This is a genomic window from Streptomyces sp. NPDC031379 (genome assembly GCF_055569615.1).
Genome location: NZ_JBVIIT010000001.1, coordinates 61271 through 81916, shown reverse-complemented (window position 1 = coordinate 81916; position 20646 = coordinate 61271). Strand labels below are relative to the sequence as shown.

18 protein-coding genes are annotated in these 20646 nt (G+C 72.8%); 7 read left to right on the top strand and 11 right to left on the bottom strand.

The features are described 5' to 3' along the window. Position 1 precedes the first annotated feature (1 nt). Together ACZ5CW_RS00435 and ACZ5CW_RS00430 are read left to right on the top strand one after the other, a co-directional pair. Positions 2-1258 carry an MDR family MFS transporter gene (locus ACZ5CW_RS00435; RefSeq protein ID WP_468597019.1) on the top strand — a complete coding sequence of 419 codons (1257 nt, stop codon included), beginning with the start codon at positions 2-4 and terminating at the stop codon, positions 1256-1258. A gap of 160 nt (positions 1259-1418) precedes the next feature. Beyond that, positions 1419-1892, top strand: coding sequence for a carboxymuconolactone decarboxylase family protein (locus ACZ5CW_RS00430; RefSeq protein WP_468597018.1), 474 nt, complete (start codon positions 1419-1421; stop codon positions 1890-1892). A 52-nt stretch (positions 1893-1944) separates the two neighbouring features. Here the strand turns inward: ACZ5CW_RS00430 and ACZ5CW_RS00425 are convergent, their stop codons facing one another. After that, on the bottom strand, positions 1945-2421 hold the full coding sequence (locus ACZ5CW_RS00425) for a DUF2000 family protein (protein WP_468597017.1): 477 nt from the start codon (positions 2419-2421) through the stop codon (positions 1945-1947). Between ACZ5CW_RS00425 and ACZ5CW_RS00420 the strand changes: the two genes are divergently transcribed. Beyond that, positions 2420-3214, top strand: coding sequence for a helix-turn-helix transcriptional regulator (locus tag ACZ5CW_RS00420; RefSeq protein ID WP_468597015.1), 795 nt, complete (start codon positions 2420-2422; stop codon positions 3212-3214). The two genes, ACZ5CW_RS00425 and ACZ5CW_RS00420, sit on opposite strands and share 2 nt — an antisense overlap. Here ACZ5CW_RS00420 and ACZ5CW_RS00415 read toward each other — a convergent pair. The 3 genes from ACZ5CW_RS00415 to mshA all read right to left on the bottom strand — a co-directional run bounded on the left by ACZ5CW_RS00415 (position 3196) and on the right by mshA (position 6798). Then, positions 3196-4842, bottom strand: coding sequence for a glycosyl hydrolase family 28-related protein (locus tag ACZ5CW_RS00415; protein WP_468597014.1), 1647 nt, complete (start codon positions 4840-4842; stop codon positions 3196-3198). The genes ACZ5CW_RS00420 and ACZ5CW_RS00415 overlap by 19 nt on opposite strands. Before the next feature lie 113 nt (positions 4843-4955). Continuing rightward, the gene (locus ACZ5CW_RS00410; protein ID WP_468597012.1) at positions 4956-5468 is read right to left on the bottom strand and encodes a type III secretion system chaperone family protein; all 513 of its coding nucleotides are present in this window, start codon (positions 5466-5468) and stop codon (positions 4956-4958) included. Beyond that, complete coding sequence (gene mshA, locus ACZ5CW_RS00405) at positions 5461-6798, bottom strand: D-inositol-3-phosphate glycosyltransferase (protein WP_468597010.1); 1338 nt, start codon at positions 6796-6798, stop codon at positions 5461-5463. The genes ACZ5CW_RS00410 and mshA overlap by 8 nt, the downstream gene beginning before the upstream one ends. A 274-nt stretch (positions 6799-7072) precedes the next feature. Between mshA and ACZ5CW_RS00400 the strand changes: the two genes are divergently transcribed. The 3 genes from ACZ5CW_RS00400 (at position 7073) to ACZ5CW_RS00390 (ending at position 10787) form a co-directional block, all read left to right on the top strand. Continuing rightward, entirely contained in the window at positions 7073-7858 is a 786-nt protein-coding gene (locus ACZ5CW_RS00400; RefSeq protein ID WP_468597009.1) for a class I SAM-dependent methyltransferase, read from the top strand. Between the two features lie 195 nt (positions 7859-8053). Further along, positions 8054-9142 carry a C40 family peptidase gene (locus ACZ5CW_RS00395; RefSeq protein ID WP_468597007.1) on the top strand — a complete coding sequence of 363 codons (1089 nt, stop codon included), beginning with the start codon at positions 8054-8056 and terminating at the stop codon, positions 9140-9142. A gap of 340 nt (positions 9143-9482) precedes the next feature. Then, complete coding sequence (locus tag ACZ5CW_RS00390) at positions 9483-10787, top strand: PP2C family protein-serine/threonine phosphatase (protein WP_468597006.1); 1305 nt, start codon at positions 9483-9485, stop codon at positions 10785-10787. 10 nt (positions 10788-10797) lie between these two features. On the opposite strand, the gene ACZ5CW_RS00385 is transcribed toward ACZ5CW_RS00390, so the two are convergent. The 3 genes from ACZ5CW_RS00385 to ACZ5CW_RS00375 form a co-directional block, all read right to left on the bottom strand. Further along, positions 10798-11154 carry a DUF2516 family protein gene (locus tag ACZ5CW_RS00385; RefSeq protein WP_468597726.1) on the bottom strand — a complete coding sequence of 119 codons (357 nt, stop codon included), beginning with the start codon at positions 11152-11154 and terminating at the stop codon, positions 10798-10800. Between the two features lie 103 nt (positions 11155-11257). Next, positions 11258-11851, bottom strand: coding sequence for a hypothetical protein (locus ACZ5CW_RS00380; protein ID WP_468597004.1), 594 nt, complete (start codon positions 11849-11851; stop codon positions 11258-11260). A 76-nt stretch (positions 11852-11927) separates the two neighbouring features. Then, positions 11928-12413, bottom strand: a complete 486-nt coding sequence (locus ACZ5CW_RS00375; RefSeq protein ID WP_468597003.1) for a helix-turn-helix domain-containing protein — start codon at positions 12411-12413, stop codon at positions 11928-11930. 159 nt (positions 12414-12572) lie between these two features. Here ACZ5CW_RS00375 and ACZ5CW_RS00370 point away from each other — a divergent pair, with 159 nt between their 5' ends. Beyond that, positions 12573-14963, top strand: a complete 2391-nt coding sequence (locus tag ACZ5CW_RS00370) for an ATP-binding cassette domain-containing protein (RefSeq protein WP_468597001.1) — start codon at positions 12573-12575, stop codon at positions 14961-14963. Positions 14964-15006: 43 nt separating this feature from the next. Here ACZ5CW_RS00370 and ACZ5CW_RS00365 read toward each other — a convergent pair whose 3' ends face one another. The 4 genes from ACZ5CW_RS00365 to ACZ5CW_RS00350 form a co-directional block, all read right to left on the bottom strand. Then, a complete protein-coding gene (locus tag ACZ5CW_RS00365) occupies positions 15007-15489 on the bottom strand; it encodes an HAD domain-containing protein (RefSeq protein WP_468596999.1) in 483 nt (160 codons plus the stop codon). Positions 15490-15578: 89 nt separating this feature from the next. Next, entirely contained in the window at positions 15579-17609 is a 2031-nt protein-coding gene (locus ACZ5CW_RS00360; protein ID WP_468596998.1) for a HelD family protein, read from the bottom strand. 50 nt (positions 17610-17659) lie between these two features. Next, a complete protein-coding gene (locus ACZ5CW_RS00355) occupies positions 17660-18280 on the bottom strand; it encodes a TetR family transcriptional regulator (RefSeq protein ID WP_468596996.1) in 621 nt (206 codons plus the stop codon). Between the two features lie 10 nt (positions 18281-18290). Beyond that, positions 18291-20540, bottom strand: coding sequence for a phosphotransferase (locus ACZ5CW_RS00350; RefSeq protein ID WP_468596994.1), 2250 nt, complete (start codon positions 20538-20540; stop codon positions 18291-18293). Between the last annotated feature and the right edge of the window lie 106 nt (positions 20541-20646).

Below are 20646 nucleotides of genomic sequence, written 5' to 3'. Positions count from 1 at the left end.
AATGTCACCAGCCACTCTGAGACGCGCCGCCCGGGAATCCGTCTCCGGGCTTCCCCGCGAGTTCTGGTGGCTGTGGACCAGCACCCTGGTCAACCGGCTCGGCGCGTTCGTGGCCACCTTCATGGCCCTCTATCTCACCCTCGACCGCGGGTACTCGGCCTCGTACGCGGGCCTCGTCGCCTCCCTGCACGGCCTCGGCGGGGTCGTCTCCTCGCTGGGCGGCGGGGTGATGGCCGACCGGCTGGGACGGCGGCCGACCCTGCTGATCGCCCAGACCGCCACCGCCGCCTCCGTGGCGCTGCTCGGCTTCATGACGGACCCGGTCACCATCGCCGGGGTCGCCTTCCTCGTCGGCATGGCCTCCAACGCCTCCCGGCCGGCCGTGCAGGCGATGATGGCCGACATCGTCCGGCCCGAGGACCGGGTGCGCGCCTTCTCGCTGAACTACTGGGCCATCAACCTCGGGTTCGCCGTCTCCTCCACGGCCGCCGGGTTCATCGCCGAGTTCAGTTACCTCGCCGGGTTCCTGATCGAGGCCGGGATGACCCTGGCCTGTGCGCTCGTCGTCTTCCTCAAGGTGCCCGAGTCCCGGCCGGCGGCCGTGGGCGCCAAGGACGCGCAGGGCGACGTCAGCCTCGCGACCGTACTCCGGGACGGCCGGTACATGGCGGTCGTCGGGCTGTCCTTCCTGGTCGCCCTGATCTTCCAGCAGGGGTCCGTGGGCCTGCCGGTGGCGATGGGCCGGGCCGGTTTCTCCCCCGCCGACTACGGCCTGGCCGTCGCCGTCAACGGCATCCTGATCGTGGCCCTGCAGATCCCCGTGACCCGGTTCATCGAGCACCGCGACCCGCGCACGCTGCTGGTCGCCTCCTCGGTCCTCGCCGGGTACGGCTTCGGTCTCACCGCCTTCGCCGGGTCGGTCGGCGTCTTCATGCTCACCGTGTGCGTGTGGACCCTGGCCGAGATCGTCAACGCACCGACCCAGACCGGCCTCGTCGTCCAGCTGTCGCCGGCCCACGGGCGCGGGCGCTACCAGGGCATGTACACGCTGTCGTGGTCCGTCGCCGCGCTGGTCGCGCCCCTCATGTCGGGCGCGGTCATCGACCGGTTCGGCGCGGAGTGGCTGTGGGCGATGTGCGCCGCGGTGGGCACGGTGGCCGGGGTCGGGTACGCGGTGCTGATGCGGCGCCTGCCGCCGGAGCGCCCGGCCACGGCCGCCCCGAAGACGGACGCCGAGCCCGAGGTCTCCACGGCCTGAGAGACGGCCTGAGAGACGGCCTGAGGGAAAGCCTGAGAGACACGCCCGTCACCGCCCCCGCGAGGGCAGTGACGGGCGTCACATCCCGTCATGTCACATCCCGGCGGGCCGCCCCGTCACAGAGGTGCAAGCACCACCGGCAACAACACGGGAGCAGGCCATGGACGCTCGGCTGAACCTTCACACCAACCCCCTCACCGGCAAGCTCTTCAAGCACTTCAACGCGGCGGGCAAGGTGATCGCGGACTCCACGCTGCCGGCCGCCACGCTGGAGCTGGTGAAGATCCGCGCCAGCCAGATCAACGGGTGCGCGTTCTGCACCGACATGCACACGAAGGACGCCGCCGCGGCCGGCGAGAGTGCCACCCGTCTGCACCTGGTCGCGACGTGGCGGGAGGCCACGGTGTTCACCGAGGCCGAGCGGGCCGCGCTGGAGCTGGCCGAGCAGGGCACCCGGATCGCCGACGCGGCCGGCGGGGTCACGGACGAGGCCTGGGCGAACGCGGTCAAGCACTACGACGAGGAGCAGCTCGCCGCCCTGATCGCGATGATCGCCCTGATCAACGCGTACAACCGCGCGAACGTCATCGTCCAGCAGCCCGCCGGCGACTACGTGCCCGGCATGTTCGGCTGAGCGGGCGAGAAGGCGCTTCACGGGTGCGCCCGGGGTGCGGCGACGCGCCCGTTCACGGGTGCATCCGTGCCCCCTTCAGCACCTTGTCCACCCCGTTGCGCGGGCCGTACACCGCCAGTCCGACCACGTCCAGCTCGGCGGTCGGGACCGCACGGACGGCCGCGCGGTTGTCGCGGTCGTTGCCCGTCGAGAACAGGTCGGCCGTGAACACCGCCCGCGGCAGGGCACGGTTCAGCGCCCTGTCGTGGGCCGCCTTCAGGGTCTCCTTCGTGCCCTCGAAGACCAGCACCGGCTGCCGGAACATCGGCAGGTAGGCCACGCCGTCGGCGTCCTCGTACGGCTCTCCGATCACCTCGGGGACCGTCGCGCCCAGGCCACTGACCAGGAACGCGGTGACGTTGAGGCGCTGCCAGGGCTCCAGGTCCTCGCGCAGCAGTACGGCGATCTTCGTGTCGAAACGGATGGGTTCAGCGCTCATGGAATGAGACTGCCGTTCGCCGTACGGCCTGGTCTTGTACGTTCTTTGCATGGCCGCCCGGCAGGAAGTCACCGCGTGGCGTCCCCGCGTCCCGGGCGTCACCGAGGTCTTCCACGCCCGCTTCACCGAGTACGCCTATCCGATGCACGTCCATGACGCCTGGACGCTGCTCATCGTGGACGACGGGGCCGTTCGGTACGACCTGGACCGGCACGAGCACGGCACCCCGGACGACACCGTCTCGCTGCTGCCGCCGCATGTTCCGCACAACGGCTCCCCGGCCACCCCGGACGGTTTCCGCAAGCGGGTGGTGTACCTGGACAGCAGCCGCCTGGGCGAGGAACTGATCGGAGCGGCCGTGGACGGCCCCGATCTGCGGGACCCGGTGCTGCGGCGGCGCGTGGGTCAGCTGCACTCCGCGCTCGTCCGGCCCGGCGACGAGCTGGAGGCGGAGAGCAGGCTGACCCTGGTCGGGGAGCGGCTGCGGGACCATCTGCGGCACCGGCGGGAGACGCCGGGAACGCGCCGGGATCCGGTCCTCGCCCGCCGGCTGCGGGAGCTGCTGGACGCCCGGCTGGTCGAGGGGGTCTCGCTGGAGGAGGCCGCGCGGCTGCTGCACGCCCATCCGGCCCATCTGGTGCGGGCGTTCAGCGGCGCGTACGGCATCGCCCCGCACCAGTACCTGATGTCCCGCCGGGTCGGCAGGGCCCGGCGGCTGCTGCTGGACGGGCTGGCGCCGGGTGAGGTGGCCGCGGTGGCCGGGTTCTACGACCAGGCCCATCTCACCCGGCACTTCAAGAAGCTGGTCGGGGTCACGCCGGGCCGCTACCGCAGCGCGCGCTGAGCCTCGTACAGGTTGCGCGGGCGGACGGCGCCCGTGGTGCCGTACAGCTCCAGCCGGGAGTGCAGGTCGCCGCTGAAGTCGGGGACGTCGATCTGGTCGAACTCCGTGACCGTGTTGAGGCCGGCCGTCACCGAGTACGGTGCCAGGCCGTCGATCTTCATCAGGCCCGCGCGGCCGTTGGTGACCCGGATGTTCCAGTGGGCGAAGCGGGCGCCGAAGAGCGGCCCGGCGTTGGCGTCTCCGCCGTGGCGGCCGTTGTTGTTCACGGTGATGTCGGTGCGGACGTTGGCGAAGGGCAGCCCCCGGTGGCTGTCGAAGGTGCCCATCCGCATGTCGCCGCGCGACCAGACGTTGTAGGAGGACAGGCCCTCGACGTTGATGCCGTGCAGTTGGGTGCCGGAGGGTGCGGGGACCGTGCGTTCCTCGATCGTGAAGTCCTCGATCAGGTTGTCGTGGGAGCCCTCGCGGCAGAAGTACGGGTGGTGCGAGCCACGGCCGGCGACCCGGGTGCGGCGCAGGGTGCAGGCGGAGGCGGCGACCAGGCCGAAGCCGTTGTCGACGTGGCGGACCGTGACGTCGTCCACCCAGCAGTCGTAGGCGCACTGGAGGACGACCCCGTTGTAGCCCTTGTCGAGGAGGTGGGGCGACTGCGGGGTCTGCACCGCCTCCAGGGTCAGGCCCTCGACACCGGAACCCGTCAACTCCGTGACGTGCGTGGTCAGTCGCGGGTCCCACTCCGGGCGTACGTCCAGCGGGAGGGGGCGTTCGAGGGTGACGCGGGGGCCGTGGACGCGGGTGATGCGGACGGGCCACTCGTAGGGGACGTAGGACGTCAGTTTCGTCTTGTCGTCCCAGGTGTACGCCGCCGGCCCGGGGCCGCCTCCCGCCATGTGCTGCAGGAGGGTGTGGGCGGGGTCGTCGGCGAGGCGGAGAAGGACGAGCCGGCCGGGGTGCAGGCGGGTGGGGTCGGCGACGGTGATCGTCCGCTCGCCCTGGCGGGCCGGTGCGACGGTGGTGAGGGTCGTCCACTCGTCGCGCCTGTTGCCGGTCCAGCCCTCGAAGGGCCAGGCACGGGTTCTGACGGCTTCGACCAGGGAGTCCCAACGAGCCGTCGGGGCGAGCCAGATGAGGCCGCCCGCCCAGGACCAGGAGGACTTGTCTCCGCCGTAGCGGGAGCCGTAGGCGCCGATCAGCTCGGTGAGGTTCTTCGTCGCGTACAGGGTCGTACGGCCGCTGCCGGCGCCGCGCAGGACGACGTTCGAGTCGCCGACGCGGATGACGTCGTCGATGCGGAAGGTGCCGGGCGGGAGGGTGACCGTGCCACCGCCGGCCCTTCCGGCGGCGGCGATGGCACGGTTGATCGCGGGGGCGCAGTCGGTGCTGCCGTCGGGCACGGCGCCGAAGTCGGTGACGTCGGCGACGACGCGGCGGCGGGGGAAGCGGGTGGCGCCGCCGCGGTAGCCGGACCGGCCGACGTAGGGGATCTGCGGGTGGGTGAACGGGGCGCTCCGGAACTCCTCCCAGAGCGTGGGGACTTCGGCGGCCCGGGCGGTGCCGGTCGCGGCGCCCAGGGCCACCGCCGTCGCTCCCGCGAGCAGGGTCCGTCTGGTGAGGTGCGCGTTGCTCATGTCCACCCGCCCCTTCATATTCATGGATATGAACGTCGTTCAGGAATGCGTTGGCGGTGAGCATGCCATCGCGCCCGCCGGGCGGGAAAGGGGTCGCACGAAAGAAAAGAGGGTCAGTCGGCCGGGCGCTCAGCCGGGCGCTCGATCAGGTGCTTGAACGCGTCCAGGTTCCGCGTGGACTCGCCGCGCGACACGCGCCAGGCGTACTCCTTGCGGATCGAGGAGGCGAAGCCCAGTTCCAGAAGGGTGTTGAAGGCACCGTCGGCCGCTTCCAGGACCTGGCCGAGCAGGCGGTCGATCTCGTCCGGAGTGACGGAGTCGAGCGCGAGGCGGGCGGTGACGTAGATGTCGCCGAGGCGGTCGACGGCGTAACTCACGCCGTACAGCTTGAGGTTGCGCTCCAGGAGCCAGCGGTGCACGCCGGCCTCGTTCTCGTCGGGGTGGCGGACGACGAAGGCGTTGAGGGAGAGGGAGTGGCGGCCGACGAGGAAGGAGACCGTCGTGGAGAGCTTGCGGCTGCCCGGGAGCCGGACCACGTAGCTTCCGGGCTCCGGGCTCTCCCACTCCAGTTCGGCGTCCCCCAGGACGGCCTCCAGGACCTGCCCGGCCTTCTCGACATCACCCATGGTGGGAGCGTACGCGACGGCGGTGGGACTGGGTCGCGGCCGCGTAGACGTCGGCGGTGGCGGCGGCCGCCGTGTCCCAGCCGAAGGACTGGGCGTGCCGGGCGGCGGCCTGCCCCATGCTCGCCGACAGGGACGGCTCGTCGGCGAAACGGCGCAGCACGCGCGCGTAGTCGGCGGGCTGGTGGCCGCGCACGAGGAAGCCGGTGCCGCCGTCGCGGACGGCCACCGGCAGACCGCCGACGGAGGCGGCGAGCACCGGGGTGCCGGCCGCCTGCGCCTCTATGGCGACCAGGCCGAAGGACTCGCTGTAGGACGGCATGACGAGGACGGACGCGGCCCGGAACCAGTCCGCGAGCCGCTCCTGGCCGACCGGCGGGCAGAACCGTACGACGTCCGCGATGCCGAGCCGGGCGGCGAGCTTCTGCAGCCCCTCCGGTTTGGCGAGCCCGCTGCCGCTGGGGCCGCCGACGACGGGGACGAGGATGCGCGAGCGCAGCTCGGGGCGCTCGTCGAGCAGCACGGCCACCGCGCGCAGCAGGACGTCCGGAGCCTTCAGGGGCTGTATGCGGCCCGCGAACAGCGGGATCAGGGCGTCCTGCGGGAGACCGAGGCGGGCGCGGGCGGCGGCGCGGCCGTCGGCGGGGCGGAAGCGGTCCAGGTTCACCCCGGGGTGGACGACGGCGACCTTGGCGGCGTCGGCCGCGTAGTGCCGGACGAGTTCGTCGGCCTCCTCGGCGGTGTTGGCGATGAGCCGGTCGGAGGCGGCGACGATCTGGGTCTCGCCGATGACGCGGGCGGCGGGCTCGGGCGTGTCGCCGTCGGCCAGGTTGGCGTTCTTGACCTTGGCCATGGTGTGCATGGCGTGCACCAGCGGGACGCCCCAGCGCTGGGCGGCGAGCCAGCCGACGTGGCCGGAGAGCCAGTAGTGGGAGTGGACGAGGTCGTAGTGGCCGGGGCGGTGGCCGGCCCAGGCCTGCATCACGCCGTGGGTGAAGGCGCACAGCTGGGCCGGGAGGTCCTCCTTGGCCAGGCCCTCGTAGGGGCCCGCGTCGACGTGCCGGACGAGGACGCCGGGGGCCAGCTCGACCGTGGGGGCGAGACCGCCCGCCGTGGCCCGGGTGAAGATCTCGACCTCGATGTTGATCGCGGCGAGCCGCTGGGCCAGCTCCACGATGTAGACGTTCATGCCGCCGGCGTCGCCGGTGCCGGGCTGGTGCAGCGGGGAGGTGTGCACGGAGAGCATGGCGATCCGGCGGGGCCTTCGGTGCAGCCGCAGCCGGGGCGCTGCCGACGGGGAGCGTCGCCCGAGCCTGCTGACGTACTGGCTCACGTGGCGTCCTCCTTGCTGCGGGCATGCCGGGCAGAGGGTCGACCGTGCCCTCCAAGGGGGTCCAACAGCGGACGGGTGCCCGGCCATTTCCCGATCAAGCGGCTTTACTCAACCATTACCTTGTGTCGATCAACCGTTCGAACGTGAGTGGTGCCGGACGGGGCGCCCCGACGTGACCGCACCGCCGCGGCTCCCCCTTACCCTCGTAGGCATGACAGCGCGCGCAGCGACCCTCCCCCACCCTCGGCTTCGCTCGAGCGGGGGGACCCCCATCGTGGGAACGGTGACGCGCGGGACGACCAACCCGAACCGGCTGCGCCGCATGGACCGGTGGATCGCGGCCACGCACGGGCCCGAGCTGCGGCGCGCGGGCCACCCGGTGGCCGTCGACCTGGGCTACGGCGCCGCGCCCTGGACCGCCGTGGAGCTGCTGACCCGGCTCCGGGCGGCAGCGCCCCGCGCAAGCGTGGTCGGCGTCGAGATCGAACCGGAACGGGTGGCGGCGGCCAGGCCGTACGAGCGCGACGGGCTCGCCTTCCGGCACGGCGGCTTCGAGATCCCGGTCCCCGGCCGCCCGCTGCTCATCCGGGCCGCCAACGTGCTGCGGCAGTACGACGAGGCCGAGGTCGCCGCCGTCTGGGAGCGGCTGTGCGCACGGCTCGCCCCGGCGGACGGCGCCTCGCGCGGCGGACTGCTGGTCGAGGGGACGTGCGACGAGATCGGACGGCGTCACGTATGGGTGGCGCTCGGACCGGAAGGCCCGCGCACCGTCACCTTCGCCACCCGGCTGGGCTCCCTGGAGCGCCCCTCCGACCTCGCCGAACGCCTGCCGAAGGCGCTGATCCACCGCAACGTGCCCGGCGAGCCCGTGCACGCCTTCCTCCGCGACTTCGACCGCGCCTGGGCCGCCGCCGCGCCCTACGCCTCCTACGGCGCACGCCAGCGCTGGATCCGCACGGTCCGGGACCTCGCCGCCGACTGGCCGGTGACGGACTCCGTGACACGCTGGCGCCAGGGCGAAGTGACGGTGGCGTGGAGCGCGTTGGCGCCCCGCACCTGACATCACCCTTCCGGGGGACACCGGAACGGAACGAACCCCGTGCGTCGTTCGTCACACCGTCGGGGAGATCGTCGTACTCGTCGGTCACCGGGGGAAATCCGACGTCCGCCGGCCTCTGTCACTTTGCGCGTCACCGTGGCACGATCCCTCAGGCACCGTAAGTTACTGACAGTAAATCAGTTTGGGGGACGAGGTATGGGTACGGGCAAGCGCGGCCTGCTCACGGCCGCCCTGACCGTGGTCTGCGCGGCGACCGTGCTCGCGGCGCCCGGTACGGCGTTCGCGGCCCCCGCTCCCACCCCCGGCCCGACGTCGAGCCGCTCCCCGGCCACCCCGACTCCCCCGCCGAGCAAGGACCTTGAAGAGGTCCGCGAGAAGCTCGACACGCTCTACCACGACGCGGCCGTCGCCACCGACGCCTACAACGCGGCCGAGGAGAAGGCGAAGAAGCAGTCCGCCGAGATCGTCGAGCTGGCGAAGAAGATCGTCGAGGGCCGGGAGAAGCTGAAGAAGCTCAAGAACCAGGCGGGCGCGTCCGCCCGGGCCCAGTACCGCACCGGCGGGCTGCCGCCCACCGCCCAGTTCCTGCTCAGCGACGACCCGGGGAAGGTCCTGGACGGGGCCGGTCTGGTGCTGCAGGGACAGCAGGCGGCGAAGAAGCTGCTCGGCGAAATGACCCGCACCCAGCGCGATTTGCAGCAGTACGCCGACGACGCCTCCGCCCAGTGGAAGAAGCTGGAGGCGGGCCGCAAGGCCAAGGCCGCCGCCAAGAAGAAGATCGAGCAGCAGATCGCCGCCGCCAAGAAGCTCGAGTCCCGGCTGGAGAAGAAGGAGAAGGAGCGGCTCGCCGAGCTGGAGGAGGAGGCCGCCCGCAAGGCCCAGACCGCCTGGCTGGACACCGGCGTCCTCAAGAACGTCGACGGCAAGGCCTCCGCGCAGGGCAAGAAGGCCGTGCGGTTCGCCACCGCCCAGCTCGGCAAGCCGTACGTGTGGGGCGCCGAGGGGCCCGACTCCTTCGACTGCTCGGGCCTGACCTCCCAGGCCTGGGCGACGGCCGGCCACCCCGTCCCGCGCACCTCGCAGGAGCAGTGGAAGCAGCTCAAGCACGTGGCCGTCGAGGACATGCGCCCCGGCGACCTCATCATCTACTTCCACGACGCCAGCCACGTCGCGATGTACCTGGGCGACGGCGCGATCGTCCACGCCCCGCGCCCCGGGCGGACGGTGACGGTCGCGGGCGCCGGCTCGATGCCGATCCTGGGCGTCGTGCGCCCCGACGCGTGAGGCACGCCGTGAGCCCTGGCGGAAGGCACGCCGTGAGCCCCGGCGGAAGGCCCGGAGCGGGCCCTGTCATGCGGTCATGTCCCCGGTGACGTACGTCATGTGACCCACCGCACGGGCCATCGCCGCCCAAACCGGGTCAGGACGTGAGCTTCGTCATCCCCCTTCGGCCCCCGTCCTGTCCAACTGCGGTACGGAAAGCGGCATATGACAGCGGCCTGTACGGGAGCGACGCGGCTCACACCATTCCATCGGGGCGGGCCTAGCCGCTATGGTCACCCGTCGGTGGGTCGAGACCCCTCGACGCCGCCGTGCCCTCGGGGGGAGGGAAGGAACCAAGACGATGCCCGTACCCGTACCGCGGCAGAGAGCGATCCCGGCCGTGGAGAGTGGTCAGGCGCAGGCCGCCTCCGCAGTCGGCGGCGGCCCCCTCAAGGAAGAGGCCCACCGCGACGCCACGCCCACGAGCGGCACCGGCGCCACTCTCACCCTGCTGCTGATCGAGGACGACCCGGCCGGCTCGCCGATCGTGCCCGACCTGCAGGACCCCGCCGGCAAGCCCATCCGCGTCCGCACCGCCCGCAACCTCACCGAGGCCGAGCGGCTGCTCACCGACGACGTCCACTGCATCCTGCTGGACCTCGCGCTCCCGGCCCCGGGAGGCAGCGACGCGGACGACGAGCTGGCCGTGCTCAAGCATGTGCTGCAGCTCGCGCCCCGGCACGCCGTGCTCGCACTGACCGCGTCCGCCGACGCCGAGCGCGGCGCCGAGGCCGTGCGCGTGGGCGCCCAGGACTACCTCCTCCGGGACGAGCTGGACAGCCGCCTGCTCAGCCGCGCCATCCGGTACGCGGTGGAGCGCAAGCGGTCCGACACCGCCGAGCGCCGGCTCGCCGAGGGCAGGCTGCGCGCGCAGGAGAACCGTCGCCTGGAGCGCGGCCTGCTGCCCACGCCGCTGCTGGAGGGCTCCTCGCTGCGGTTCGCCGCGCGCTACCGCCCCGGCCGCTCCCGGGCCCTGCTCGGCGGCGACTTCTACGACGCCGTCCGCACCCCGGACGGCACCGTGCACGCCATGATCGGTGACGTCTGCGGCCACGGCCCGGACGAAGCCGCGCTCGGCGTGGAGCTGCGCATCGCCTGGCGGGCACTGACCCTGGCCGGACTGTGCGGGGACGAGCTGCTGGGCACGCTGCAGGAGGTGCTGGAGCACGAGCGCGCCGACGAGGAGATCTTCGCGACGCTGTGCACGGTGGACATAGCCCCCGACGGCCGCCGCGCGGGCCTGTGTCTGGCCGGCCATCCGTCGCCGCTGATCGCCCGCCCCGGCCGGCCCGCCCGCCTGCTGCCGTACGACAACAACGGCCCCGCCCTCGGCCTGCTGCCCGGCGCCCGCTGGCCGCGCATGCAGGTGGAGCTGGGCTCCGAGTGGAGCCTGATGCTCTACACCGACGGCCTGATCGAGGGCCGCGTCGGTGCGGGCGGGGAGCGGCTCGGCCAGGACGGCATGGTGGAGATGATCCGCCGCCAGCTCTCCGAGGGGCTGCGGGGAGAGAACCTGCTGCGGGCCGCGGTGCACGAGGTCCGCGACCTCAACGGCGGTGAGCTGACCGACGACGTCGCGGTGGTGCTGCTGGACCGGACCGGCTGATCGGGGTGCTTCAGCGGCCGCCGTTGTACGGACCGTAGGGACCGTCGCTGCTGCTTCCGCCGCGGCGGCGGCCCCAGCCGCGGCCGCGGCCGCGGCCACCGGAGACCTGCTGGAGCGCCGGGCGGACGTCCACGAAGAAGACGATCGTGGCCACCAGGCCCGCCAGCTGCAGGAACAGCATCGGGACGAACAGGTTCACCGCGACGACGACACCCAGGATGATCAGCCAGAAGCCCTTGTTCTGCTTGTCGGCGGCGCGGTACGCGTCCTCGCGGAACAGGGCGGCCATCACGAAGGCCACCACGGCCATGGCCAGCATGGCGGTGAAGATCAGCCACATGAAGCCGCCGAATGCCGTCATCAGCACAATGCCCACCACCTGAGTCGAGTCGTCGGTACAGCCACCGTACCCATACAACGGGCCGGACACCCCGAAGGTGCCCGGCCCGTGTGCGTTCCGCCGGTCGTGGTCACTTGGCCGGCGGGGTCGTCTTCTTGGCGGTGATGGTGCTCTTGCGGGGGGCCGGAGCCTTCTTCGCCGCGGGCTTCTTCTCCGCGGCGGGCTCGGTCTTGGCGCCGGCCGGCTTCGGCTCGGCGGCGGCCGGCTCGGGCTTGCCCTCGACGGCGATGGCCAGGTCCTCGATCTCCTCGGCGGCCTCGCCGCGCCAGGTCTTCACGGTCTGCTCGCCGTGCTCGGCGACCCTCTCGTAGGTCTCGCGGGCCTTGACGGCGTACTCGGCGGCGACGCCGACACCGCGCAGGGCGAGGTCCTGGGCGCTCTCACCGAGCTTCTTCAGGTCGACGTCGAGGGTGCCGAGGAACTCGTTGACCTTGGTCTGCAGGGTCTCCTGCGCCTCCTTGGCCCGGGCCGCCGCCTTCTCCTGCACGGCCTTCGGGTCGGTGTTGCGCACGGCCTCGATGCGGGCCGGGGCCTCGGCGCGCAGTTGGTCGACCAGGCCGGGCACCTTCTTGGCCTGCTGGAGGGCGAGGTCGGCGGTGCCGGCCGCGAAGTAGAGCGGGGTCGGGTCGCTGAGGGTCTTGCGCAGGTCGTCGGTGATGGCCATGGTGATGGTCCTCCCGGATTCGCGTTCGGCTGAGGTTGGTGTGGTCCGCGGTGGGGCGGCCGGCGCCCTGGTCCGGCTATCCGGCCGTCCGCCGCGGACCGGCATCGCCTTCGTCGGCCGTGCGGGTGCCGCGCACGGCGGTGCCGCCGGTGCCCTCGTCCGCGAGCCCCGCGCCGTCCTCGTCGTCCTCGCCCGCGGCGGGTTCGCCGATCCCGAATCCGTTCTCCTTGCGGAAGGACTCGTAGATCTGGAGCAGCACCTGCTTCTGCCGCTCGTTCAGCGAGGGATCGGCGAGGATGACGGCGCGCGTCTCCACCTCGTCCCGGTCCCGCTCGGCGTCGAGGATTCCGGCGCGGACGTACAGCGTCTCGGCGGAGATGCGCAGGGCCTTGGCGACCTGCTGGAGCACCTCCGCGCTGGGCTTGCGCAGCCCGCGCTCGATCTGGCTCAGGTACGGATTGGACACCCCGGCGGCGTCGGCGAGCTGCCGTAGCGACAGCTGGGCGTTCCGCCGCTGTTCGCGCAGGTACTCACCGAGATTGCCGACGTTCAGCGATGCCATGCCTCCACCTTGCCCCACTCTCGCTAACAATTGCAAGCACCTGCTTGCAGGAGTGTGTCGAAGCGGAATGGGCTTCCCGGCGAACCGGTCAGAATTCGAGAAGCACCGCTCGCGCCCCTGCGGCTAGCGTGTCGGGGCCACCCCAGAGACGGAGACACGATGACCACGACCACGAGGACGGACCTGCCGGCGTCCGCGCCGCACCTCGCCGACAGCCACGATCTGATCCGGGTGCACGGCGCGCGCGAGAACAACCTCAAGGACGTCGGCGTCGAGATCCCCAAGCGCCGGCTGACGGTGTTCACCGGTGTCTCCGGCTCTGGCAAGAGTTCCCTCGTGTTCGACACCATCGCCGCGGAGTCGCAGCGGCTGATCAACGAGACCTACAGCGCCTTCGTGCAGGGCTTCATGCCGACGCTGGCGCGGCCCGACGTAGACGTCCTCGACGGGCTCACCACCGCGATCATCGTCGACCAGCAGCGGATGGGCGCCGACCCCCGCTCCACCGTCGGCACCGCCACCGACGCCAACGCGATGCTGCGCATCCTCTTCAGCCGCCTCGGCACCCCGCACATCGGCTCGCCCAAGGCGTTCTCCTTCAACGTCGCCTCGATCAGCGGAGCCGGTGCGGTCACCGTGCAGCGCGCCGGGCAGACCGTGAAGGAGCGGCGCGAGTTCAGCATCACCGGCGGTATGTGCCCGCGCTGCGAGGGCCGGGGCTCGGTCACCGACATCGACCTCACCCAGCTCTTCGACGACTCCCGGTCCCTCGCCGAGGGCGCGCTCACCATCCCCGGGTACAAGGCCGGCGGCTGGAACCACCGCCTCTACACCGAGTCCGGCCTGTACGACCCGGACAAGCCGATCCGCGCGTTCACCAAGAAGCAGCTGCACGACTTCCTGTACCGCGAGCCCACCAGGATGAAGATCGCGGGCATCAACATGACCTACGAGGGTCTCGTCCCGCGGATCCAGAAGTCGATGCTCGCCAAGGACCGGGAGGCGATGCAGCCGCACATCCGGGAGTTCGTGGACCGGGCGGTCACCTTCACCGTCTGCCCCGAGTGCGCGGGCACCCGGCTGAGCGAGGCGGCCCGGTCCTCGAAGATCGAGGGGATCAGCATCGCCGACGCCTGCGCGATGCAGATCAGCGACCTCGCCGAGTGGGTGCGGGGGCTCGCCGAGCCGTCGGTGGGACCGCTGCTCGCCGCACTCGGCGACACCCTCGACTCGTTCGTCGAGATCGGCCTCGGCTACCTCTCGCTCGACCGGCCGGCGGGCACCCTGTCGGGCGGCGAGGCACAGCGCGTCAAGATGATCCGCCACCTCGGCTCGTCGCTCACCGACGTCACCTACGTCTTCGACGAGCCCACCATCGGCCTGCACCCGCACGACATCCGGCGGATGAACGACCTGCTGCTGCGCCTGCGCGACAAGGGCAACACCGTGCTGGTCGTGGAGCACAAGCCGGAGGCGATCGCGATCGCCGACCACGTGGTCGACCTCGGCCCCGGCGCCGGCACGGCGGGCGGCACGGTCTGTTTCGAGGGCACCGTCGAGCAGCTGCGGGCGAGCGGCACCCTCACCGGCCGGCATCTCGACGACCGGGCCACGCTCAAAAAGACGGTGCGGGAGCCGGCCGGCGCCCTGGAGATCCGCGGCGCCTCGACGCACAACCTGCGGGACGTCGACGTGGACATCCCGCTCGGCGTGCTGACCGTCGTCACCGGTGTCGCGGGCTCCGGCAAGAGTTCCCTCGTGCACGGCTCGATCCCGGCCGGTGAGGGTGTGGTGTCGATCGACCAGACGCCGATCCGCGGCTCGCGCCGGAGCAACCCGGCGACGTACACCGGGCTGCTCGAGCCGATCCGCAAGGCGTTCGCCAAGGCCAACGGCGTGAAGCCGGCGCTGTTCAGCGCCAACTCCGAGGGCGCCTGCCCGAACTGCAACGGCGCGGGCGTCGTCTACACCGACCTGGCGATGATGGCGGGTGTCGCCACCACCTGCGAGGAGTGCGAGGGCAAGCGGTTCGAGGCCTCGGTGCTGGAGTACCACCTCGGCGGCCGGGACATCAGCGAGGTGCTGGCGATGTCGGTGACCGAGGCCGAGGAGTTCTTCGGCGCCGGCGAGGCGCGCACCCCCGCCGCCCACCGGATCCTCACGAACATGGCCGACGTGGGCCTCGGCTATCTCACCCTCGGCCAGCCGCTCACCACGCTGTCCGGTGGCGAGCGGCAGCGGCTGAAGCTGGCCACGCACATGGCCGAGAAGGGCGGGATCTACGTGCTCGACGAGCCGACCACCGGCCTCCATCTCGCCGACGTCGAACAGCTGCTCGGCCTGCTCGACCGGCTCGTCGACTCCGGCAAGTCGGTGATCGTCATCGAGCACCACCAGGCGGTCATGGCCCACGCCGACTGGATCATCGACCTCGGCCCCGGCGCCGGCCACGACGGCGGCCGCGTCGTCTTCGAGGGCACTCCGGCCGACCTCGTCACCGCCCGGTCCACCCTGACGGGCGAACACCTCGCGGAGTACGTCGGCGCCTGAACCCACCCCCCTCCGGCTTCCCCCGGCGAGCAGTCCCCCGGGCTCAGCTGCCGGCCGCCGTCAGCCACGCCGTCAGCACCGCGAAGTCGGCCTCCGTGATCCCGTACCGGTGGTCGACCCGGTGCAGCAGGGCCGGGCCGCGGTGGTGCACGGCGGTCCAGGCGCGGTCGGCCTCGGTGATCTCGTCGTCCACCCAGACGAAGGGGCGGCCCGCCGCCCAGGCGACCAACGGCCGGGTCTTCCAGTGCAGCAGGCCGGGGGGCTCGTCCTCGTCCGGCCACTCCACGACCGGCAGCGGGGGCAGGCCCAGCCAGGGCCCGAGGCAGGAGTTGGCGTCGTCCATCCAGGTCGTGGCCCACACCAGCTCGCAGCCCAGCGCGGCGAGCCGCGGGCCGAGCGCCGGGTCGACGCGGCTCAGCAGCGGGTGCGTGGCGGCGGCGGCCGGCGGGCCCGCGAACACCGGGTAGGAACGGTCCGCCGCCCCGAACGGGATGAGCGGACCGTCGACGTCGAGGAAGAGCAGCATCACGGTCCAGGATCGGCCAGGAGAGACCCGCACGCCCAGCCCGGCCCTCCCGGCGAGCCCCGCGTGCGCGGCCTCCGCAAGGGCAGGGGTCAGAACGGCAGGGGCCTTGCGTGCACCACGTCCAGCCGGGACACCGCCCGCGTGAGCACCACGTACAGCCGGTGGGCGCCCCGCTCCTCCGCCTCGGCGACGGCAGCCGGTTCCACGGCCACCACATGGTCGTACTCCAGGCCCTTGACCAGGCTCGCGGGTACGACGGTGACGCGGGCGCCGAGCGCGTCGGCGCCGGCCGTCGCGACCCCGGCCGCGGCGAGCGCCTCCCGTACGCCGTCCACGTCGGCGTCCGCCGCGATCACCCCGACCGACCCCTCCCTGGTGAGGGCGTCCCGTACGGCGGTCACGGTCGTGCCGAGCACGTCGCCGGTCGGGCGGACGGTCAACTCGCCGTCCGCGCGCAGGGACCGGCCGGCGGGCACGGCCACGTCGAGGCGGGCGAGCAGCCGGTTGGCCAGCTCGACGACCGCCGCGGGCACCCGGAACCCGGTGGTCAGCGGCACCACGGCCGCGTCGGGCCTGCCGAGGTGGCGCAGCTGGACGGACCAGTCGCGGGCGGCCCACGGGGTGGTGCCCTGGGCCAGGTCGCCGAGGACGGTCAGCGAACCGAAGGCGGCCCGGCGGGCGATGGCCCGGCACTCCATGGGCGAGAGGTCCTGTGCCTCGTCCACGACGATGTGGCCGTAGCCCTCGGGGTGTTCGATCAGCCCGGACAGTTCGTCGAGGAGGACGAGGTCGGCGGCCGACCAGCGGGCCGACTTGAAGGAGCGCGGCGGGCGCGGCCACAGCAGCGCGGACCGCTCGTCGGGATCGAGCAGCCCGTCGGCCGCGCGGGCCAGCACCTCGCCGTCGCCGAGGAGTTCGGCGAGGACCTCCTCGGGGCGGACCCTGGGCCAGACGGTGTCGAGGTGGGCGGTGAGCGGCCGGGACCGCTCGACGCGGCGGACCCAGGAGGCGGGCCGTACTCCGGAGCGCCGCTCGGCCTGTTCCCGCAGCCGCCGCACCACCCGGGTGCGCACCCGCTCGCGGCCGACGGCGTAGGGCGGCTGCTCGGCGCGCACCTGCTCGACGATGGCGGCCAGTTCGTCGGCGGGCACCCGCCACCGGTAGGAGCCCTCCGGTACGGCGAGGTCGGCCACGCCCCCGGCGGTCACGCGCGCGTACAGCGCCCGGCGCAGTACCTCGGCCATGCGGGCGTCGTGCTTCACGGTGGCCGCGGGGACGGGGTCGGTGCCGGTGACCGGGTGGCGGGCGATCTCGTCGAGGAGGGTGGACTGACGGACGCCGGACTCGCCGAGGGTGGGCAGCACCTCGGCGATGTAGCCGAGGAAGGTGCGGTTGGGGCCGAGGATGAGCAGGCCGGAGCGCTGGAGCCGCTTGGGGTGGGTGTAGAGCAGGTAGGCGGCGCGGTGCAGGCCGACGGCGGTCTTGCCGGTGCCGGGGGCGCCCTGCACGCACACGGATTCGGTGAGATCCGCCCGCACGAGGTCGTCTTGCTCGGGCTGGATGGTGGCGGCGATGTCCCGCATGGGTCCGACGCGGGGCCGTTCGATCTCGCGGGCGACGATGTCGCTGGCCCGCGACTCGCCCCGGCCCAGGTGCTCGTCCTCGAGACCGGTGAGGTCGGCCGGGTCGCCCTGACTGCCCGGCGCCCAGCCGAACCGGCGCCGGATCCCGACGCCTTGCGGCTCGCGGGCGCTCGCCTGGTAGAAGGCGCGCGAGACGGGGGCCCGCCAGTCCACCACGAGGGGCGGGGCGGCCGGGTCCTCGGTGATCCGGATCCGGCCGACGTGGTAGCTCTGCCCGCCGTGTTCCGGATCCTCCTCGCCGAAGTCGAGCCGGCCGAAGAACAGCGGGCCCGGCGGCAGTTCGCGCATGAGCTGGGCCCGGCTGCGCAACCGGCGGCCGAGCACCTCGGCATCGGCACCTGAGGCGGAGACGTCCTCGCCGACGACGACCTGTTCGGCGGCACCCTCGACCATGGCGGCGAGGGCGGCGCGGCAGGTGTCGTGGTAGGCGCGCTCGGCGTGGAGGGCGTCCTCGAGGGCGGGCTGGAGTGACGTCATGACGTCAGCGTACGCGAAACATGTAACCGAGTTAAGTTTTTAACCGAGTTTCATTCGGCGTGCTTCCCGATCACCCCGGACAGCACCGCCGCCAGCCGCCCGAAGGCCCGCTCGGCGGCCAGCGCCGCGTCCGGCGCCACCCGTGCGACGCTCTCCCCGGCCGCGATCCGCCGCCAGTTCTCCTGCGCGAGGATCCGCTGGACGGCGATGATCTGACCCGCCGCCAGCCGGGCGTCCAGCCCCCCGCCCAGGGCCTCGGCGAGCACCGCCTCCGACCGCTCCAGATGGCCGTACGCCCGCGCCACGAGCGCCGGGGTGCCGTACAGCAGGGTGTGGAAGGCGAGCACCTCGGGATGGTCGTTCAGTCCGGTGACCGGGTCGCGCCGCTCGAGTCCGGCGAGGAAGTTCCGGCGCAGCGCGTCCACCGGATCGGCCGCCCCGGCGACCACCCGCGCGGCCTCCGTCTCGTGGTCGGCGATCCGGTGCAGGACGAGGTCCTCCTTGGCCGGGAAGTACCGGAAGAGGGTCGGCTTGGAGATCCCGGCCGCGGCGGCGATCTCCGCGACCGACACCGCCTCGAAGCCCCGCTCCAGGAACAGCCGTACGGCGATGTCCGACACGTCCTGGTACATCCGCTGCTTCTTGCGCTCGCGCAGGCCCATCTCTTCCATGAGGGGGAGCCTACGCAGCGCCGCCCGGACCGGTCGGCCAGGCCAGACCGCGGACCTGGTGCGGGCCGCCGCGCGGCCGGGACGACAGGCCCAGCGAGGCGGTGGCCGCGGCCAGGGTCATGGCGTACGAGTCCAGGGCCCGGCGGACGTTCGGGGCGTCCAGGCTCGTCCCGGTGACCAGGCGGTCGAGGTCGACGTAGGCGGAGCGGACGATCTCGATCCACCGGTACACCCGCCAGTCCTCCTGCCAGCCCTGGGTGAACCGCCCGGACAGCCGGTCCTGCCAGCGCCGGAACATCCGGGCGCGGATCTCCGGCCGGGTCGGGGTGAGGTGCATGTGCCGCACCAGCTCGTACAGCGGGTCCCCGACCAGGGCCATCTCCCAGTCGATGAGGGTGAGGGCCGGGTCGTCCTCGCGGCGCACCAGGTTCCAGGGATGGAGGTCGCCGTGCAGCAGGGCGCAGTCCCGTTCGGTGACGCGGTGCCGGGCGAGGATCTCGCGCAGCCGGAGCGCGTCGGGCAGTCCGAGGAAGCGGGCCAGTTGCTGGGACGCCTTCGGCAGGCCGGCCACCAGCGCCACGAGCTGGTCGCTGAGCCAGTCGTAGAAGCCGGGCCGGCCGGCGACCGGGTCGATCGGGGCGTAGTCGACCGCGGTCAGCGCGGCCAGCTGGTCGACCAGGCAGTCCGCCTCGTGCGGCCGCAGTCCGTGCACCGGGTGCTCGGGCCTTCGGCCGAGGTCGCGGGCGCCCTCGTAGGTGTGGACGGCGAAGCGGTCCCCGCCGTAGCGGTGGGCGGGGTCCGTGGCGTGGCTCGTCCCCAGCGCCAGGACCCGGGGCGCGGCCACCGGCACCCCGGACCGCTCGATCGCGCCGAGCACGGCGTGCTCGCTGAGGAAGCTGCGTTCGCGCCGCAGGACGACGGCCGCCTCGCGGCGGACGACGACGGGAAAGGGGGCGCCGGGCACCCGGAGCACCGTGGTGAGGTGGGCGGCGCCCTTGAACACCCGGTCGGCCGGGGCGGCACCCTCCAGGAACAGCGCGTCGGCGACCGCGGAGTGCGGGAAGCGGGGGTGCTCGGGGACGCGCCGGTCCGGTGTCCAGCCGATCCCGCGGGCGGCCTGGCCCCGCCGCCGCGCACCGGCGGCGGACCCGGCGGACGCCCCGCGGCGGAACAGGGCCCGCTCGATCTCCTCCTCCTGCGGCACCCTGCCCAGCCGCAGCGGCTCGGCGGCGGACCTGAGGGCGGCGCGCACGGCGCCCGTCGCCTCCTCCAGGCTCCGCCCGTCGAAGGACTCCTCCAGCGACCGCGCGGCCCGGATGACGTCGGCGTACAGGGACTGGGCGTGCTCGAAGGCGAGGTAGTGGGGCAGGTCCTTGGTCAGGCCGGCCACGGCGGCGGGCCGTACCCGGCGCACGGCCTCGGCCCAGGCGCCGACGGCCTCGTACCACTGGTGCTCCGGGTAGCGCATCCGCACCAGATGGACGGCGAGGTCGTGCAACGGGTCGCCGTAGCCGGCCAGCTCCCAGCCCAGGCAGTGCAGCGGCGCGTCACCGGAGGACGGCAGGACCAGGTTGCCGCGGTGCAGGTCGCCGTGGAGCAGACCGTACGGCCGCCGGGTCATCGCCGGGACCCGGTCGGCGAACCGGAGCAGCGCGTCCTCGGGCACCCCGAGAGCCACGAACAGGCCGCCGTACCGGGACCAGTTGGGCCGGCGGATCTGGCGGTCGGCGAGATGGGCGAGGGTGCGCAGGAAGCCCTGGGAGTCCGTGTGGTTGCGAGGCCACTCGGCCGGCAGGGGCGGCAGCGCGGAGCCGCGTACCTGGACGATCGAGGCGAGCAGCGCCGCGAGATCCGCCAGCAGCGGACCGTCGACCGGCTTGCCGGGGCCGCACACGTCCGCCAGTACGGCTCCGTCCACATGGCTGTGGACGGCGTACCCCTCCCCCTGCGCCAGGCACTCCGGTACGGGCAGCACACCGTGCAGGGACCGCAGGATCTCCGGCTCGCCCGGCCAGGTACGGACGACCACCGGCACCGCGTCCGCCCGCGGCACCCGCACGGTCACCAGGGTGCCGGGCTCCCTGCCCAGCAGCCTCGCCACGGGCTCGGTCAGCGGTACGACGTGATCGCGGTGGTGGACGCCCCCGTGCTCCGGTCCCGAAGCGAGGGCACGGGCCACGAACTCCTGGACGACGGCATCCGTCCGAACTCTGCCGGCGTGTTCCCCGGCCGCGGCACGGGGAACAGACGGTGCGCCCACTGGCCGCTCCGGGTAGATCGCGCGAGAAGGAAGGGTCGGGACATCGGGACAGCGTCGCAAGACAGGTCGGGAGGAAACGTCTGGGAGAACGCTATTCCCAGGTGGT

Bases quoted from the DNA above. Each gene is read 5' to 3' on its own strand.
- ACZ5CW_RS00435 (WP_468597019.1), top strand. From the start codon at position 2: ATGTCACCAGCCACTCTGAGACGCGCCGCCCGGGAATCCGTCTCCGGG.
- ACZ5CW_RS00430 (WP_468597018.1), top strand. From the start codon at position 1,419: ATGGACGCTCGGCTGAACCTTCACACCAACCCCCTCACCGGCAAGCTC.
- ACZ5CW_RS00420 (WP_468597015.1), top strand. From the start codon at position 2,420: ATGGCCGCCCGGCAGGAAGTCACCGCGTGGCGTCCCCGCGTCCCGGGC.
- ACZ5CW_RS00425 (WP_468597017.1), bottom strand. From the start codon at position 2,421: ATGCAAAGAACGTACAAGACCAGGCCGTACGGCGAACGGCAGTCTCAT.
- ACZ5CW_RS00415 (WP_468597014.1), bottom strand. From the start codon at position 4,842: ATGAGCAACGCGCACCTCACCAGACGGACCCTGCTCGCGGGAGCGACG.
- ACZ5CW_RS00410 (WP_468597012.1), bottom strand. From the start codon at position 5,468: ATGGGTGATGTCGAGAAGGCCGGGCAGGTCCTGGAGGCCGTCCTGGGG.
- ACZ5CW_RS00395 (WP_468597007.1), top strand. From the start codon at position 8,054: ATGGGTACGGGCAAGCGCGGCCTGCTCACGGCCGCCCTGACCGTGGTC.
- ACZ5CW_RS00390 (WP_468597006.1), top strand. From the start codon at position 9,483: ATGCCCGTACCCGTACCGCGGCAGAGAGCGATCCCGGCCGTGGAGAGT.
- ACZ5CW_RS00380 (WP_468597004.1), bottom strand. From the start codon at position 11,851: ATGGCCATCACCGACGACCTGCGCAAGACCCTCAGCGACCCGACCCCG.
- ACZ5CW_RS00375 (WP_468597003.1), bottom strand. From the start codon at position 12,413: ATGGCATCGCTGAACGTCGGCAATCTCGGTGAGTACCTGCGCGAACAG.
- ACZ5CW_RS00370 (WP_468597001.1), top strand. From the start codon at position 12,573: ATGACCACGACCACGAGGACGGACCTGCCGGCGTCCGCGCCGCACCTC.
- ACZ5CW_RS00365 (WP_468596999.1), bottom strand. From the start codon at position 15,489: ATGCTGCTCTTCCTCGACGTCGACGGTCCGCTCATCCCGTTCGGGGCG.
- ACZ5CW_RS00360 (WP_468596998.1), bottom strand. From the start codon at position 17,609: ATGACGTCACTCCAGCCCGCCCTCGAGGACGCCCTCCACGCCGAGCGC.
- ACZ5CW_RS00355 (WP_468596996.1), bottom strand. From the start codon at position 18,280: ATGGAAGAGATGGGCCTGCGCGAGCGCAAGAAGCAGCGGATGTACCAG.